Source organism: Stenotrophomonas sp. YJH_SMC_122, from assembly GCF_059369535.1.
In genome coordinates this window covers 128,769-144,498 of sequence record NZ_JCAFST010000012.1, presented here as the reverse complement: position 1 = coordinate 144,498, position 15,730 = coordinate 128,769, and the positions used below count along the sequence as shown (strand labels likewise).

Here is a 15,730-nt window from a genome sequence, read left to right as displayed (position 1 = left end):
AGAATTATTTTGGCATAGGACAAAATGAAAATCACCGGGCATAGCGCCGAGTCGATCTTCGACAGCATCCGTGATGGCATCGGCAAGGGCCGCCTGCCGGCCGGCAGCGTGTTGCCGCCGGTGCGCGAACTGGCCGATCAGCTGGGGGTCAATCGCAACACCGTGGCTGCTGCCTACAAGCGACTGGATGCGGCCGGCCTGGCCAGTACCGCGGGCCGACGCGGCACGGTGGTGCGTGGCCTGCCGCCGACGCTGGCGCGCGAGGGCAGTACGCCGGGATTGGCGCTGCAGGACCTGGCCGGTGGCAACCCGGATCCTCGCCTGCTGCCCAGCCTGCGCCTGACCCCGGCGGCGCCGCGGCTGTATGGCGTGGGTACGGTCGACCCGAGGTTGCAGGCGTTGGCACGCGCCTCGCTGGATGCGGATTGCCCCGAGGGGTACGCGCTGGAGCTGACCCATGGCGCGGTCGATGGCATCGAGCGCCTGTTGGCGGCATGGCTGCTGCCGGGCGATCGCATCGCGGTGGAGGATCCATGCTTCCTCGGCAGCCTCAATGTGCTCAATGCCGTGGGCCATGCGCCGTTGCCGGTGACGGTGGATGCGCATGGCATGCAGGTTGAATCGCTGCGACAGGCGCTGGAGGCCGGTGCACGCGCGGTGCTGCTGACCCCGCGTGCGCACAACCCGACCGGGGCCAGCCTGGATGCGAAGCGGGCACGGGCGTTGCGCCAACTGCTGGCGGCCTACCCGCAGGTGGCGGTGCTGGTCGACGATCATTACGCACTGCTCTCGCAGCAGGCCTACCACTCGGTACTGCCGGTGGATGGCCGGCGCTGGGCGCTGCTGCGTTCGCTGTCCAAGCCGCTTGGCCCCGACCTGCGCCTGGCCTGGCTGGCCTGTGATGACGAGACCGCGGTGCGGTTGCGGTTGCGGTTGGCGTCCGGCATCGGTTGGGTCAGTCATCTGCTGCAGGATGCCGCCACGTCGGTGCTGGCGTCGGCGCCGCAGCGGGCGAAGATCGCCTCGGCAGGCGAGCGGTACCAGCAGCGCCTGCAGTCCCTGCAGGAACTGCTGCGCGTGCGTGGCGTGCCGACGCCGTTGCCGATGGAGGGATTGAACCTGTGGCTGCCGTTGCCGGCCGACAGCCATCCACAGGTACTGGCGCTGGCTGCGCGCGGATGGCATGTGCGTGCTGGCGAAGTGTTTGCGGTGGCTGCACCAGGGCATGGCCTGCGCATCACCTGTGCGGCACTGGGGGCGGCGCAGCTGCGGCAGCTGGCCGATGACCTGGCGGCGGTGTGTGGGGTATAGCGCCCAGCCATGCTCGACGTTGCTTCGCCTTTGTAGAGCCGAGCCATGCTGGGCTGCTTCTACCAACAGCAGCCGAGCATGGCTCGGCACTACAGAAGCAGATCAGGGCGCGGCGTTGGCGCCGGGGCGCACGTAGTAGGACTGGCCACTGTCATCGACGAACATCAACTCCGGCTTGCCCTGCCAGGACGTGAGCATGGCGCCGGTATTGTTCTGGTGCTTGACCATCAGGCTGGCGCCACGGTCCGGGTTGGCGACGACCTTGAAGACTTCGGTGGTGCCGGTGGCATCGTCCAGAGTGAGCAGGGCTTCGCCCCCGCGGTCGCTGGTGCCATAACCGCCGCGCTCGGAACCGTCGGGGCCAAGCAGGATCAGGCCGGACAGTGCGGTTGCACGCGGTCCTTGGGTGCGGCCCTTGCTGAGGGGGTCCGGCACCGGCGCGCCGAGGATCAGCCGTGGTTGCCCAGTGCCATCGTGGATGACCAGGCCGCGCGCTTCGATGATCCGCTCAGGCGATTGGCTGCGATGCAGGCTCCAGGCGGTCCAGCCGGAAACGAGCAGGGCAAGGGTCGAGACCACCAGGGTGGTCAGCAGCAGCACACGGGGCATCGGGTCGTCCTTCCTTGGATAGGCCGACGATAGCGGATGCCGGCGGGCAAAGGCCAGTTCGTTGTGTGACGATGTGTATCGTCAGTGGAAATCGCGGCTGTGGCTGCGCAGTCCCTGCAGCAGCTCATCCAGGCAGTGCATGCGCTGCACGATGACATGCTGCACGCCATCAACGCGCTCCAGGCGGCCATCGATCTGCATCAGCTGGGTGTCGACCAGCACCCGGTGCTGGCGGTCGGCCAGGTGGCGCCAGACCACGGCGTTGACCATGCCGGTCTCGTCCTCGAGGGTGAGGAAAGTCACCCCGCTGGCGGTCTGTGGCCGCTGGCGCATGCGCACCAGTCCGGCGATGCGCACACGGCGGCCGTGGCCGTGCCCGGCCAGCTGTGCGGCATCCAGGCAGCCACGGCTGCGCAGCTGCGCGCGCAGGAACGAGATCGGGTGGCGGCCGAGGGTGGTGCCCGTGCTGCGGTAGTCGGCCTGCATGTCCTCCCAGGCGCTGGGCAGTGGCAGCGGCACGCGGGCTTCGGCAGTGGCACGGGCCTGGTCGAACAGCGGCAGCCGGTTCTCTACGCCCGAGATATCCCAGCGTGCACGATGGCGATGGCCGCTGAGCCCGCGCAGTGCCCCGGCATCGGCCAGCAGGCCCTGCTGGCGGCGGTCCAGCGCGGTGCGCTGGCACAGGTCGCCGACGTCGTCGAACGGGCGCCGCGCGCGCTCGCGCATGATGGCCTGCACGGCACCTTCGTTGCAGCCGTCGATCAGGCGCAGGCCCAGGCGGATCGCCGCCGGCCCCCTGCTGAAGTCCAGCGTGCAGTCCCAGTCGCTGTGGCGTACGTCCACGGGAAGAACGGTAATGCCATGCCGCCGCGCGTCCTGCAGCAGCTGGTCGGGGCTGTAGAAGCCCAGCGGCTGGCTGTTGATCAGGCTGGCAGTGAATGCGGCCGGGTGGTGGCACTTCAGCCAGCAGCTGTTATAGGTCAGCAGGGCGAAGCTGGCGGCGTGGCTTTCCGGAAAGCCGTAATCGCCGAAGCCCTTGATCTGCTCGAACAGGTGCTCGCCGTATTCGCGACTGAAGCCGTTCTCCAGCATGCCGGCCAACAGCTTCTCGCGATGCGGTTCCAGCCCGCCACGACGTTTCCAGGCGGCCATCGAACGGCGCAGGGCATCGGCCTGGCCAGGCGTGTAGCCGGCGGCTTCGACCGCCAGCTGCATCACCTGTTCCTGGAACAATGGAACGCCCAGCGTACGCGCGAACACGCGTTCCAGCTGCGGTGGGTAGAGCGGATTGTCCGGATCGTTCAGTGCCTCCGGGCCCTGTTCGCGCAGGATCCGCCGCCGCTCCAGGTAGGGATGCACCATGTCGCCCTGGATCGGTCCGGGGCGCACGATCGCCACTTCGATCACCAGGTCATAGAACGTGCGCGGCTGCATGCGCGGCAGCATCGCCATCTGTGCGCGCGATTCGATCTGGAACACGCCGATGGTATCGGCGGCGCAGATCATGTCGAAGGTCTTCGCATCCTTGGGCGGGATGGCGTCCATGCGCCCTTCGTGCAGGCCATGCTGTTTCAGCATCGCCAGGCACTTGCGGATGGCCGTGAGCATGCCCAATGCCAGGCAGTCGACCTTCATCAGGCCGGTGGCATCCAGGTCATCCTTGTCCCACTGGATGACGGTGCGGTCGGCCATCGCCGCGTTCTCCACCGGTACCAGGGTCGACAGTGGATGCTCGGAAATCACGAAACCGCCCGGGTGCTGCGACAGGTGGCGCGGGAAATCGATCAGCTCTGCGGTGAGTGCCAGCAGGCGCCGCATCAACGGCGTGTCCGGATCGAAGCCACGCTCGCGCAGGGTTTCCGGCAATGGGATGTTGCCGCCCCAGTGGTCCATCGCCGCGCCCAGTTCGTTGACCTGGTCCATCGGCAGGCCCAGTGCGCGGGCCACGTCGCGGATCGCGCTGCGGCCACGGTAGCTGATCGCCACTGCGGTCAGTGCGGCGCGCTCACGGCCGTAGCGCTTGAACACGTACTGCAGCACCTCCTCGCGACGCTCGTGCTCGAAGTCGATGTCGATATCCGGCGGTTCGTCGCGCTCGGCGGAGATGAAGCGCTCGAACAGCAGGTTGCTGCGTGCCGGGTCGATCTCGGTCACGCCCAGCACGAAGCACACCGCTGAGTTGGCCGCTGAGCCACGGCCCTGGCAGAGGATGTCCTGGCTGCGCGCAAAGCGCACGATGTCCTGCACGGTGAGGAAGTAGGAGGCGTAGTTCTTCTGCTTGATCAGCGCCAGTTCGTGCTCGATCTGCGTGCGTTGCTTCGCTTCGATGCCGCCTTTCCAGCGCCACCGGATGCCGCGCTCGACCAGCACGCGCAGCCAGCTGTCCGGATCGTGTCCTTCGGGCACCAGCTCACGCGGATAGGTGTACTGCAGCTGTTCCAGGGTGAAGTGGCAGCGTTCGGCGATGCGCAGGGTTTCAGCCAGCAGTTCGGGCGGATACAGCTGGGCCAGCGCGGTACGCGGGCGCAGGTGGCGCTCGCCATTGGGAAACAGGCGCCAGCCGGCCTCGGCCACGCTGCAGCGGTGGCGGATCGCGGTCAGTGTGTCCTGCAGGGCACGGCGGCGGCGCACGTGCATATGCACATCGCCACTGGCGACCAGGGGCAGGCGGTGGCGTTCGCCGAAGGCCCGCAGCTGCTGCAGGCGGCGTGCGTCATCGTGTTCGCGGTGCAGTTCCACCGCCAGCCACAGCCGGTCATCGAAGCCGGTGCGCAGCAACTCGAGATCGGTGGCGGATGGCTGCCGGTCCAGCCACAGGCACAACAAACCGTCGGGCAGGCCGAGCAGATCGTCGCGCAGGCAGCGGTACTCGCCCTTGGCAGCCCGCCGCCGACAGGTCGTGATCAACTGGCACAGCCCGGCATAGGCGGTCTGGTCGGTGCACAGCAGGGCCAGCTTCGGCCCGTCCTCGACCTGGAATTCGGCGCCGACGATCAGTGCCACGCCATGTGCCTTCGCTGCCTGCCAGGCGCGCACGATGCCGGCCAGCGAGCATTCGTCGGTGATCGCCAACGCGCGGTAGCCCTGGCCCGCGGCGCGCGCGAACAACTCTTCGGCGATCGAAGCACCGCGCTGGAAACTGAAGGCTGACAGGCAGTGCAGTTCGGCGTAGCCGGGCAGTTCGCTGTGCATGGCGGCTCAGCCGAACCAGCCGTGCAGCATCCACGGCGCATGCGGATCGTTGCGCGCGCGGAAGGCCCAGCCGCGCTGGCCATGCGCGGTTTCCACCACGTAGTAGTCGCGGCGCGCATCAGCCTGGTCCCACCAGCCCGATTCGATCCGCTCCGGCCCGGCGATGATGCGCAGGCGCGGGTCACGCAGCGGCTGTGGAGCGTCCAGCAGCCAACCGGGGCGCAGTGGCCAGTATGCCGGTGGCCTGGCCGCTGGCTGGGTGCCGCTGGCACGTTCGGGACGATGGTCGGCCTGCACTGCCAGCGGCTGCACGGCATCATCGCCGAGCCGCGCGCGCAGGCGCTCACGCAGCTGGTTCCACGGCATCGCCTGCGCCGGACGGGTATCGAACAGGTCACGCGCGGCGGGTACGAACGGCGGCAGCTGTTCGGCCTGCAGGCGTAGTGCGCGGCTGCCGGCCGGCAGGGCGAACGCTTCCATGCGGTTGCGTGCGATCTCGAACAGCAGCGTGGGATCGCGCTCGGGCGCCAACAGGCCGATGGTCAGCACGCTGGCCGGCAACAGGTCATGCTCGAAATGCAGGTCGAAGCGCTGCACGCCGCCATCGCGCGAGCACAGGAAGGCGGCCAGGTCGAGCAGAAGGCGGCGCAGCGGGAACAGCAGGGCCTGGCTGGATTCGATCTCGTATTCGAATTCGATGCGCGCATCGAAACGGTCCGGTGGCTGGTAGTAGCGCAATGGCGCGGTGGGCAGCCCGCGCAATGCATCCAGCTGCTGCAGGACCTCGGGGGCGAAGCGCCGGGCCAGGCTGTCGCGCGGCAGCTTGAGCACCGCGCCCAACGTGCGCAGGCCGGAACGGCCAAGCACCGTCACCGCCTCGCTGGGCAGGCCACAGCGCGCCAGGGGCAGCTGCGCCAGCGCCGCCGGCAGCTGCTGCGCATCAAGGCCGAGGCCATCGTGGACGTTGGCCAGCACGCGCGCGGCATGTGGGGTAGGCGCGGCCACCAGGCGGTGGCGGAAGCCGAGTTCGTGCAGTTCGTTGCGCAGGCGCTGCTGGATCGTCAGCCAGTCACCGAACAGGGCGCGGCTGGCACCGATTTCCAGCACCAGCGCATGCGGAAAATCGAGGCTGACCTGCGAGCTGTAGGCATAGGCCCAGCTGGCCAGCAGATGCCGGGTGTGCTGTTCAGCATTGGTGTCGTAGTCGTGCAGGTGCATGTCCTGCACCAGTACCTGTGCAGCCGACAGCAGCATGCCCGGGCGCAGCCCTGCTGCACGTGCCGACGGGCTGACCGCGCGCAGCACGCGACGCTGCGCCGGCCCCTGCAGCAGTACCAATGGCCGCTGTGGGTCGGGCTGCAGGCGCAGCACGCTGTCCAGCGCCAACTGCGGCAACAACAGGCAGGCCCAGTGCATGGCGCGTCCTCAGTGGGCGATGGCCAGCGGCAACGGTTGTGCCGGCGGCAGGCCGCCACGGCACTTCAGCACCCGCACCTGGCCGTGGTCGAGCTGCAGGCGCAGGCTGGCCGGGGAGGGATTGCGCGCGGCCTGCGCCTCGCGGAACACGAAGCCCAGGCACTGGCCGCTGTCGGCGGCCACCTGCAGGCGGCGCAGGGCGCGGTCGTCGGCTTGATGCGGCCAGCACAGTACCGCCGCGCAGGCCGCAGAGCGCAGGCACTGTTCGGCGGCCCACAGTGCCTGCTTCGGCGCGGCGTGGATGATCTGCAACTGGCCCAGGTCCAGCCCGGCGGCGGCCCAGGCCGGGGCATGCGGACGGTAGGGCGGAGCGACCAGGACGATCGGGCGGTCGCGCTGGCTCAGCCTGGCCAGTGCCGGCCATACCAGCGCCAGTTCGCCAACGCCCGGCGCCGCCTGCAGCACCTCGCACAGTCCGCTGGCCGGCCAGCCGCCGCCGGGCAGGCGTGCGTCCAGCGCCGGGTGGCCGCTGGCCAGATGGTCGCTGGCTGGGCCCTGGCGGGCCGGGCCGCGCCACAGCTGGCGCCCGTCCAGCAGCCGGTCGAGGGCAACGACCGCACCCATCAGCCGATCCTCCCGGGGAGGCGCCGGGTGGGCTGGAAACGGCAGGAACGGGCGGAAACGGCGGGCATGGCGCGAGTATCGACGGGCCGGTATCAGGGGCTGAGACCAGACATGCTACTCGCGTTGTAAGTAGAATTACTAATGAAATCGGAGGGCCGGGTTTCAGGTTGCTGAAGGGGTAGGAGTGCCGGCCAAGGTCGGCACCCACAGGATGCGGTTACGGGTGGACCGGCAACGCCACCGGGCGCAGGGGCGCGGCATCGCCACCGCGGATCTTCAGCGGGCCGCCGATGAAGGCGAATTCGTAGACCTTGTCGCGGGCCAGTTCGTCCAGCGCCACCAGCTCGATGATCGGCGCACCCTGCTGGGCCAGCAGGTAGGTGTGCAGCGGCACGTAGTCGTCGGACACCTCCGAGGGGAAGGTCTCGAAGCTGAGGTTGTCGGCGCCGACGATCATCGCGCCGCTGTCCTCCACCAGGAAGCGCGCCGCATCCAGGCCCATGCCCGGCGGGTTGGCCATGTAGGCCCTGGGCTGCTCGAACAGGCGCATGCGGCCGGTGCGGATCAGCACCACGTCGCCCTGCTGCAGTTTCACCTTCTGGCGTGCCAGCGCATCCTTCAGGTCCTGGCGAGTGACGCGATAGCTGTCCGGCAGCATGTCCACGCCCTTGGCGGCGGCCACGTCGATCAGCACGCCACGCGCGATCAGCGGCGGGAACTTCTCGATGCCGGTGACATTCCAGCCACGATCGCCGAGATGCTGGTCGGCCTCGAAGCCGTTCCAGATCTTCCCGTGGATGCCGAAGTGGTTCAGCGCATCGATGTGGGTGCCGGTGTGGCTGTACATCGAGAACGCGGTGCCGGTGTAGCTGCGGGTGAGGTTCATGGTCTCGCCCACGCCCATCGGGTCGTCCATCACCGTGCCGCGCGGGGTGTGGGTCATCCAGAACTGGTAGTGCGGGTCGCCGGCATCCTGCCAGCTGGGCATGCCGACGTAGTATTCGGTGGCCAGGTCATAGGCTTTGCCGCCGCTGACCCGCGACAGGATCGCCGCACGCGAGGCGTCGGTGATCAGGTTGATGCGGCCGATCTCGTCCTTCGGCCCCCAGGGGCTGGTGCCGACCTGCTGGCCGGAGGGAGCGCGTTCGTGCGCGGATACGGTGGTGGAAGCCGCAGTGGCGGCCAGCAGCAGGGCCAGCGCGGTGGACAGGGTACGTGGGGTCATGGGGAAATCTCCTTGCAGGGTGGGGAGGGTGCGGCTCTGGCCGCGACCAGGGGCGCCAGGGCCTGGCGCAGGTGTGGCAGCGGCAGGGTCTGCAGGCGCAGGCCGTTGCCGCCGATCACGGTGGGTATGGACCGGATGCCGAGGGCAGCGGCTTCGGCACGATCGGCCTGCACGCGCTGGCGCACTGCGTCGCTGCGCATGTGGTCAGCGAAGGCGCCACGTGGATGGCCCAGCGATTCGGCGATATCCAGCAGTACTTCGGCGTCGCCGATGTTGCGGTGCTGGTGCAGGTGCGCCCATTGCACCGCGTCGAACATCGCGCCATGGGCGTCGTTGCCACCGAGCATGCCGGCGGCCTGGCAGGCCAGTGCGCCGAGCCAGCCGGAGGGATACTCGAAGTCCTGTGCGCGCATGCCTTCGATATCGATGCGCGCGGTGTCTTCATGCGCGGCGCAGTCGGTCCAGTGACGCAGGATGATCGCCTTGGCGCGCGCCATCGAACCGAACACCTCGACCATCTGCGCGCGCGAGTCCTGCAGCACGAAGCTGCGGTGGCGCACCTGGATGCCGAGTTCGGCGGAGACCTTCTGCAGGCGCGGGGCCAGCACGAAGCACCAGCCGCAGACCACGTCGTGGAAGAAATCGACCACCGGCGCTGCGGTGGCGGGGAAAGGAACGGAAGACATCTGCCTGCCATCGGTGAGAGAGGAGGCGGCAGAGTAGGCAGCGTGGCATGGCCGAAACAGCACGCTGCGGGCAGCTCAGTTTTCGCTGGCGGTTACGAATCCAGGCCGGCGCAGCCGGGCAGCTCGGTGTGCAGGAAGTCGATGAAGGCACGCACCTTGGGCTGCAGGTGGCGCGAGGTGGGGTAGACCGCATGCACGAAGCGCGGCGGATAGCGGTGGTCGGGCAGCACCTGCTGCAGTTCGCCACGGGCCAGTGCGGGTGCCGCCAGGAACGAGGGCAGGGCGCCGATGCCCATGCCGGCCACCAGCAGGTCGCGCAGCAGCAGGCTGTTGTTGACGGTGACGCGCGCTGGCAAGGTGATCGTCACCTGGCCATCGGGGCCGAGCAACGGCCAGCTGCCCGGTGAGTCGGACAGGCTGTAGGCCAGCACGCTGTGCGCCTGCAGATCGTCCACTGCCTGCGGTGCTGGATGCTGCCGCAGGTAGGACGGGGCAGCGCACAGCACCTGTTGCAGCGAGGCAAGCCGGCGCGCCACCAGTCGCGAGTCGTCCAGCTCGGCACGCAGCCGCAACGACACATCGAAACCCTCACCGACCGCATCGAGCAGGCGATCTTCCATCACCAGATCCAGCGACAGCTGCGGATGCTGCTGCAGGAAGCGTGGCAGCAGCGGCGACAGCGTGCTCAGCGCGAACGACTGCGGCGCGTTCACGCGCAGGCGCCCGGCCACGTCGCTGCGCTGTTCGGCGATGCCGCGTTCCAGCGCCTCCAGTTCGTCGAGCAGGCGGCAGCATTCGCGGTAATAGGCGTGGCCGGTCTCAGTCAGGCTCATGCGCCGCGTGGTCCGCTGCAGCAGTACCACGCCCAGATGCGCTTCCAGCGTGCGCAGCTGTTTGCTGAGCCCGGCCGGCGACATGCCCAGATCTTCGGCGGCACGGGCCAGCCCACCGCGTTCGACGATGCGGCGGAAGGCACGCATCAGGTTGAAGGAATCCATGCCGGCCCCGGGCGCGATGAGGGCGCCATTGTAGAGCCGCGCCGTGCGTGGATGTGGGAAACGCGGTGCCCACCAAGGTGGGCCTCTGGCAGCGGCACGGGTTGCGCCGTTTGTTCAAGCCCGTAACCCGCATCCCGCGCCAGCATGCAGGCCCTCACTTCCCGGGTTGCCCATGAAACACTGGATCCTCCGCCTGTATGCCCCGTTGTTCCTGCTGGGGTTCGTTGCCACTGCCGTCGTCTGGGTCGGCCACTGCCATGGCGATCCGTTGTGGCTGCTGGCCCTGCTGGTGATCGCCAGCGCGGTCTCGTTCGTCGCCGAGCGCGCCTGGCCGTATGACCCTGCGTTCAACCACGACCATGGCGACCGTGTGCGTGACGCCCTGCACGCGCTGGTCAACGAGGGCCTGAACCTGTTGTCGATCGCGGCGGTGCCGCTGCTGGCGGCGATCATTCCGTGGCAGGTCTGGCCGCTGCAGTGGCCGTTCGCGCTGCAGGTACTGGTGGCGATCATCGCTGCCGATCTCGGCATCACCCTGGTGCACTACGCAAGCCATCGCATCGGCTGGTTGTGGCGCCTGCATGCGGTGCATCACAGCGTGACCCGCATGTACGGTTTCAACGGGCTGATGAAACACCCGCTGCACCAGGCGGCCGAAGCGGTGGGCGGTGTGCTGCCGCTGCTGCTGTTGGGCCTGCCGATGCCGGTGGCGGCGGTGCTGGCGCTTGCCATCGCGATCCAGCTGCTGCTGCAGCACTCCAACGTGGACATGCGCCCTGGCGTGCTGGGCCGGGTGATGGCGTGGGCGCCGCTGCATCGCTTCCACCACATGCGTTACGGCACCGCCGGCGACGTCAACTTCGGCCTGTTCCTGACCGTCTGGGATCACCTGCTGGGGACCGCCTTCGATGCGCCCGGTTATCGGCTGCAGCAATGCGATCTCGGCATCGGCAGCCAACCGGACTATCCACGCGATTACACGGGGCAGCTGCTGGCGCCGTTCCGCGAACTACCGCATGGCGAGGTGCCGGAGTTGCCCGAAGGCCTGCGCAGGCGCGAATGATCGAACATGTCAGGCCGCGTGCAGCTGCAGGCCCTGCAGCTGCGCGGCACCGATGCCGAACATGCGGCGCAGGCTGCGCGAGAGATGGGCCAGATCGGCGAATCCAGCGGCATGCGCACTGTCGGTCAGGTTGTGCCCGCGCAGATGATGCGTGAGCGCAGTGCGTAGCCGTTGCCACAGCACCCAGCCGCGCAGGGTTACCGCCAGGTCGGACTGGAAACGCCGGTGCAGCTGGCTGGTCGACAGGTGCGCGGCTTCGGCGATGTCGGCAGCCGGCACCGGACCGGGCAGGTACTGGGTGATACGGGCCAACGCCGCCTGCACGCGGCGGTCCAGCGGTTGCGGGCGGCTCAGCCGTGGCAGCCAATCGCGCAGTTCCAGCGCGTTGCCCGGCAGCGCGTGCAGATGCTGCTGGATCTGGGTGGGATCGGCGTGGGCAGGTTCGAGGAACACCGTGCAGCCTGCTTCCGGTGCCGACAGGATCGCGTGCGGCTGGAACGAAGGCAGCCATAGCCGTTGGCCCTGCTGCCGTACGCCATCGACTTCGATCTGCCAGGGCGTATCGTCGCTCAGCAGCAGTTGATGGGCGTAGTGCGCATGCGAAGCGCTGTCACCGGCATGACCGTGCAGTACGGCGGCGTGCGCATCCAGCAGCAACGTGCCATTCCAGGGCAGGGCGGGGGAGGACATGGAGGGATTGTAGATCCACGCCATGCGTGGATGAATCTCCATCGAAATCGATTATTTCGACAATGAAACGAAGAGCATCCACGCATGGCGTGGATCTACTGCAGGTCGCGAGAGACTGTCGAAGGCGGGGTGGGGCCGGTTGCGGGGGCGTGAGCGCCATGGATGGCGCGACCGAGCTTACATGGACGTACTTGCAGCGCCCCCCGCAGCCGGACCCACCCCGCCTACCTGCAGGAACCCAGCTTTTGCTGTTGCTCTGGTTTTTAACGTTGATGTCGCCTCTGCGGGTGCCGGGCGCAGCCCGGCCGTGCGCACCCTCACCGCCCCTGCGGATCAGGCCGGTGATGCACGTACTCGACCACCGTGCCATCGGGATGCACTGCATTGAACGCCGCCCCGGTCGGGACCACCTGCAACGGGAAGATGATCTCGGCGCCGGCGGCGACCAGCTTGTCGTGATAAGGCCGAACGTCATCGACCAGCAGTGTCCCCGTGGTCGAGGTGAACGGCGCCAGCGCCGCCTCGCTGCCCTCGATCAACAGGAACGCACCGACCATGGCCAGGCGCAGCCCGGCCTCCGGAAACGGAAAGCCCGCATCGGCCACCACGCCCTGCAACTGCTCGTAGAACGCCACGCTGCGTTCCAGCTCACCGGGGGCCACGAACACCCGGATCAGCACGCGCGGCGCACGCTGGCTGGAGGTATCACAGCGGTCACGCCAGAGATGGTCGAAGTCGCGATGGACAGTCATGGGCTCGGTTCGTGGCCAGGGACCTTCATTATCGGCAGCCCAGCGCGGCCCGCTGATGACCGCCGGTGATGGCCTGATAACTGCAGGCAGGGATCGCCCCTGTGACTTAGGTCCTGTTGACAGGCGTGAACGCCCTCGCACAATCTTCACAGGATTGGGTCGCCCTGCGCGGCCCGGGCAGGCAGGTTGTCACGCCGGGAGGAGGGTCCCGCGCGCAGACCGGCCCGTCCTTCGGCCTGCGGGGTGTTGCCTGGCAACCCCTGCGCGGCATGAACGCTGCACCCTTCGGCGGCACTTTCCCTGGACCGATTGCCTTGGCAACGGAATTACGCCCGTCGATGAAAACGTTTACAAAGCCGCTTGCACTGTCCCTGGCCCTGTCTGCCGCACTGGCCGCTCCGGCGTGGGCCGACCCTGCCGCGTTCACCGTGCTGACCCTGGAACAGGCCCCGACCGCCGAGGCGATGCCGGCCCTGGCCGCCCAGCTGAAGACCCTGCAGGTGGACGCGGTGAGCGTGCGCCAGGTGCAGCGCGGTATTGGCCAGGTCGATCCGCTGCAGGTGCTGGCCGATGGACTGGGTTACGAATACCGCTTCGTTGCTGCGGGCAAGGACGATGGCCAGACCCAGCGCGGCCAGGCCGTGCTGACCCGGCTGCCGATTGCTGCCGAATCCGGCCCCGACCAGCCGGGCCTGAACTACCTGCGCCTGGACGATGGCCGCCACACCGTGGCGGTCTATACCGATGCCGGCGCAGGTGCCGCGCAGCTGCCGGCGCTGGTCACCCGTTCCCGGCTGGGTGCACCGGCGGTGCTGCTCGGCGCGGTGGCCGGTGAATCGGCCAAGGCCGCAGGCTTCGATCCGGCGCGTGTGGCGCTGGAAGCCGATGCCAGCTACTTCAGCGACGGCTTCCAGGCCGCCAGCAGCGCACCGTTCAAGATCGAAGGCAGCAGCCTGCGTGCCACCCTGCTGACCCTGGCCTATGCCGCCGACAAGCACGGCGAAAAGCCATGGATGGACACCACCCTCAACGCCGACGCGCGCGCCGCGCTGCTGCTGAAGGCGATGACCGAGGATGAGAAGTTCCAGATGCTGCACAGCTACTTCGGGCTGGGCAAGGACGGTGGCCCACTGCCGGAAGGTGCGGTCGGTTCGGCCGGTTTCGTGCCGGGCGTGCCGCGCCTGGGCATTCCGTCGCAGCAGTCGGCCGATGCCGGTGTCGGCGTGACCAATCCGGGCGGCATCCGCCCGGGCGACTTCGCCACGGCAATGCCCTCAGGCCCGTCCACCGCCTCCAGCTGGAACCGCGAAGTCGCCTTCGCCGGTGGCGCGACCATGGGCCGCGAAGCCTGGCAGCAGCGCTTCAACATCCTGCTGTCGGGCAGCGTCAACCTGCAGCGCGACCCGCGCAACGGCCGCAACTTCGAATATGCCGGTGAGGACCCGCTGCTGGCCGGATCGATGGTCGGCGCGCTGATCCAGGGCGTGCAGAGCCAGCACGTGATCTCCTCGATGAAGCACTTCGCGCTGAACGACATGGAGACCCGGCGCAACTTCCACGACGTGCGCATCGGCGAACAGGCCATGCACGAGTCGGACCTGCTGGCCTTCGAGATCGCGCTCGAAGCCGGCCGCCCGGGTGTAGCGATGTGCTCGTACAACAAGATCAACGGCACCTACGGTTGCGAGAACGGCTACCTGATGAACCAGGTGCTGAAGCAGGAATGGAAATTCCCCGGTTTCGTGATGTCCGACTGGGGCGGCGTGCACAGCGGCTCGAAGGCGGCGCTGGCCGGCCTGGACCAGCAGTCGGCCGGTGAAGTGTTCGATGCGGCGGTGTTCTTCGACGAACCGCTGCGCCTGGCCGTGCATGGCGGCGTGGTGCCGCAGGCGCGCCTGAATGACATGGTCACGCGCATCCTGCGCACGATGTTCCTGCACGGCAACTTCGACAACCCGCCGCAGCACCAGAAGGTGGATGCCGAGGCCGGCTTCGCCGTGGCCCAGCGCACGGTGGAAGAGGGCAGCGTGCTGCTGCGCAATGAAGGCAACCTGTTGCCGCTGGCCGACAGCGTGAAGCGCATCGTCATCATCGGTGGCCACGCCGACAAGGGCGTGATCGGTGGCGGTGGTTCGTCGATGGTGGGCGTGACCGCCAAGGGCACCAACGCGGTGCCGGGCGTGCTGCCGACCACCTGGCCGGGCCCGGTGATCTTCCACCCGTCCTCGCCGCTGGAATCGCTGCGTGCGGCGCGTCCGGACGCGACCATCGAGTACGTGGACGGCACCAACGCCGCCGCAGCGGCCAGGGCCGCCGCACAGGCCGACGTGGCCATCGTGTTCGCCACCCAGTGGGCCGCCGAATCGGTGGACCTGCCGGACATGCAGCTGCCGGACAATCAGGACGCACTGATCTCGGCGGTGGCCAAGGCCAACCCGAAGACCGTGCTGGTGCTGGAAACCAATGGCCCGGTGCGCACCCCTTGGCTGGCGCAGGTGCCAGCGATGCTGCAGGCCTGGTACCCGGGCATCCGCGGCGGCGAAGGCATCGCCGCGCTGCTGACCGGTCAGGTCAATCCGTCCGGCCGCCTGCCGGTGACCTGGGTGACGGACGAATCGCAGCTGCCGCGCCCGCATATCGACGGTCTCGGCTTCAAGCCGGCCAAGCCGTTCGGAGATGTGTTCGATTTCGATATCGAAGGTGCCAACGTCGGCTACAAGTGGATGGCGGCCAGGGGCCTGACCCCGACCTTCGCCTTCGGCCATGGCCTGTCCTACACCTCGTTCGCCTATGAGAACCTGAAGGTGAGCGTGGAAGGCTCGCGCCTGGTCGCCAGCGTCGATATCCGCAATACCGGCAAGCGTGCCGGTGCCGATGTGGCCCAGCTGTACCTGAAGCTGCCGGCCGGCAGCACCACGCCGATCCGCCTGATCGGCTACGACAAGGTGAACCTGCAGCCGGGCGAACAGCACCGCATCCGCATCGAAGCCGAGCCGAAGACGCTGGCCCACTACGATGCGCAGGCGCGCCAGTGGAAGATCCACGGCGGCACCTACCAGGTGCAGCTGTCGCGCAATGCGGCCGAGCCGCTGCAGAGCGTGGACGTGCAGCTGGTGGAGCAGGTGCTGCGCTGATGCCTGACGACACGGCCCGCACAGGGCCGT

General features: G+C 68.3%; 12 protein-coding genes. 3 read left to right on the top strand and 9 right to left on the bottom strand.

Going from position 1 to position 15,730, the window contains the following annotated elements; all coding sequences use genetic code 11:
- Positions 1-24 precede the first annotated feature (24 nt).
- Complete coding sequence (gene ptsJ, locus AC5P66_RS16205) at positions 25-1,311, top strand: MocR-like B6 salvage transcription factor PtsJ (protein ID WP_099495744.1); 1,287 nt, start codon at positions 25-27, stop codon at positions 1,309-1,311.
- Positions 1,312-1,413: 102 nt separating this feature from the next.
- Here ptsJ and AC5P66_RS16200 read toward each other — a convergent pair whose 3' ends face one another.
- From AC5P66_RS16200 to AC5P66_RS16170, 7 genes are all read right to left on the bottom strand, one after another.
- Complete coding sequence (locus AC5P66_RS16200) at positions 1,414-1,920, bottom strand: hypothetical protein (RefSeq protein WP_049414232.1); 507 nt, start codon at positions 1,918-1,920, stop codon at positions 1,414-1,416.
- Between the two features lie 81 nt (positions 1,921-2,001).
- Positions 2,002-5,112, bottom strand: coding sequence for an error-prone DNA polymerase (locus tag AC5P66_RS16195; RefSeq protein ID WP_099488306.1), 3,111 nt, complete (start codon positions 5,110-5,112; stop codon positions 2,002-2,004).
- A gap of 6 nt (positions 5,113-5,118) precedes the next feature.
- Positions 5,119-6,528, bottom strand: a complete 1,410-nt coding sequence (locus AC5P66_RS16190) for a Y-family DNA polymerase (RefSeq protein ID WP_495216499.1) — start codon at positions 6,526-6,528, stop codon at positions 5,119-5,121.
- Positions 6,529-6,537: 9 nt separating this feature from the next.
- Positions 6,538-7,152, bottom strand: coding sequence for a translesion DNA synthesis-associated protein ImuA (gene imuA, locus AC5P66_RS16185; RefSeq protein WP_021204497.1), 615 nt, complete (start codon positions 7,150-7,152; stop codon positions 6,538-6,540).
- Between the two features lie 217 nt (positions 7,153-7,369).
- A complete protein-coding gene (locus AC5P66_RS16180; protein WP_099495746.1) occupies positions 7,370-8,377 on the bottom strand; it encodes a cyclase family protein in 1,008 nt (335 codons plus the stop codon).
- Positions 8,374-9,063, bottom strand: a complete 690-nt coding sequence (locus AC5P66_RS16175; protein WP_099495747.1) for a DsbA family oxidoreductase — start codon at positions 9,061-9,063, stop codon at positions 8,374-8,376. The genes AC5P66_RS16180 and AC5P66_RS16175 overlap by 4 nt, the downstream gene beginning before the upstream one ends.
- Positions 9,064-9,155: 92 nt before the next feature.
- A complete protein-coding gene (locus AC5P66_RS16170; RefSeq protein ID WP_049414221.1) occupies positions 9,156-10,061 on the bottom strand; it encodes a LysR family transcriptional regulator in 906 nt (301 codons plus the stop codon).
- A 172-nt stretch (positions 10,062-10,233) separates the two neighbouring features.
- Between AC5P66_RS16170 and AC5P66_RS16165 the strand changes: the two genes are divergently transcribed.
- Positions 10,234-11,124 carry a sterol desaturase family protein gene (locus AC5P66_RS16165; protein WP_049438495.1) on the top strand — a complete coding sequence of 297 codons (891 nt, stop codon included), beginning with the start codon at positions 10,234-10,236 and terminating at the stop codon, positions 11,122-11,124.
- 9 nt (positions 11,125-11,133) lie between these two features.
- Here AC5P66_RS16165 and AC5P66_RS16160 read toward each other — a convergent pair whose 3' ends face one another.
- Positions 11,134-11,838 (bottom strand): AraC family transcriptional regulator, encoded by a 705-nt coding sequence (locus tag AC5P66_RS16160; protein WP_111191488.1) that lies wholly within the window; start codon positions 11,836-11,838, stop codon positions 11,134-11,136.
- A 293-nt stretch (positions 11,839-12,131) separates the two neighbouring features.
- On the bottom strand, positions 12,132-12,566 hold the full coding sequence (locus tag AC5P66_RS16155) for a VOC family protein (RefSeq protein WP_049429041.1): 435 nt from the start codon (positions 12,564-12,566) through the stop codon (positions 12,132-12,134).
- Positions 12,567-12,904: 338 nt separating this feature from the next.
- On the opposite strand from AC5P66_RS16155, the gene AC5P66_RS16150 reads away from it, so the two are divergent.
- On the top strand, positions 12,905-15,700 hold the full coding sequence (locus AC5P66_RS16150) for a beta-glucosidase family protein (RefSeq protein ID WP_099495750.1): 2,796 nt from the start codon (positions 12,905-12,907) through the stop codon (positions 15,698-15,700).
- The last annotated feature ends 30 nt before the right edge of the window (positions 15,701-15,730 follow it).

Excerpts from the sequence above, each read along its gene's own strand:
- ptsJ (WP_099495744.1), top strand. The coding sequence starts at position 25 with ATGAAAATCACCGGGCATAGCGCCGAGTCGATCTTCGACAGCATCCGT.
- AC5P66_RS16200 (WP_049414232.1), bottom strand. The coding sequence starts at position 1,920 with ATGCCCCGTGTGCTGCTGCTGACCACCCTGGTGGTCTCGACCCTTGCC.
- AC5P66_RS16195 (WP_099488306.1), bottom strand. The coding sequence starts at position 5,112 with ATGCACAGCGAACTGCCCGGCTACGCCGAACTGCACTGCCTGTCAGCC.
- AC5P66_RS16190 (WP_495216499.1), bottom strand. The coding sequence starts at position 6,528 with ATGCACTGGGCCTGCCTGTTGTTGCCGCAGTTGGCGCTGGACAGCGTG.
- imuA (WP_021204497.1), bottom strand. The coding sequence starts at position 7,152 with ATGGGTGCGGTCGTTGCCCTCGACCGGCTGCTGGACGGGCGCCAGCTG.
- AC5P66_RS16180 (WP_099495746.1), bottom strand. The coding sequence starts at position 8,377 with ATGACCCCACGTACCCTGTCCACCGCGCTGGCCCTGCTGCTGGCCGCC.
- AC5P66_RS16175 (WP_099495747.1), bottom strand. The coding sequence starts at position 9,063 with ATGTCTTCCGTTCCTTTCCCCGCCACCGCAGCGCCGGTGGTCGATTTC.
- AC5P66_RS16170 (WP_049414221.1), bottom strand. The coding sequence starts at position 10,061 with ATGGATTCCTTCAACCTGATGCGTGCCTTCCGCCGCATCGTCGAACGC.
- AC5P66_RS16165 (WP_049438495.1), top strand. The coding sequence starts at position 10,234 with ATGAAACACTGGATCCTCCGCCTGTATGCCCCGTTGTTCCTGCTGGGG.
- AC5P66_RS16160 (WP_111191488.1), bottom strand. The coding sequence starts at position 11,838 with ATGGCGTGGATCTACAATCCCTCCATGTCCTCCCCCGCCCTGCCCTGG.
- AC5P66_RS16155 (WP_049429041.1), bottom strand. The coding sequence starts at position 12,566 with ATGACTGTCCATCGCGACTTCGACCATCTCTGGCGTGACCGCTGTGAT.
- AC5P66_RS16150 (WP_099495750.1), top strand. The coding sequence starts at position 12,905 with ATGAAAACGTTTACAAAGCCGCTTGCACTGTCCCTGGCCCTGTCTGCC.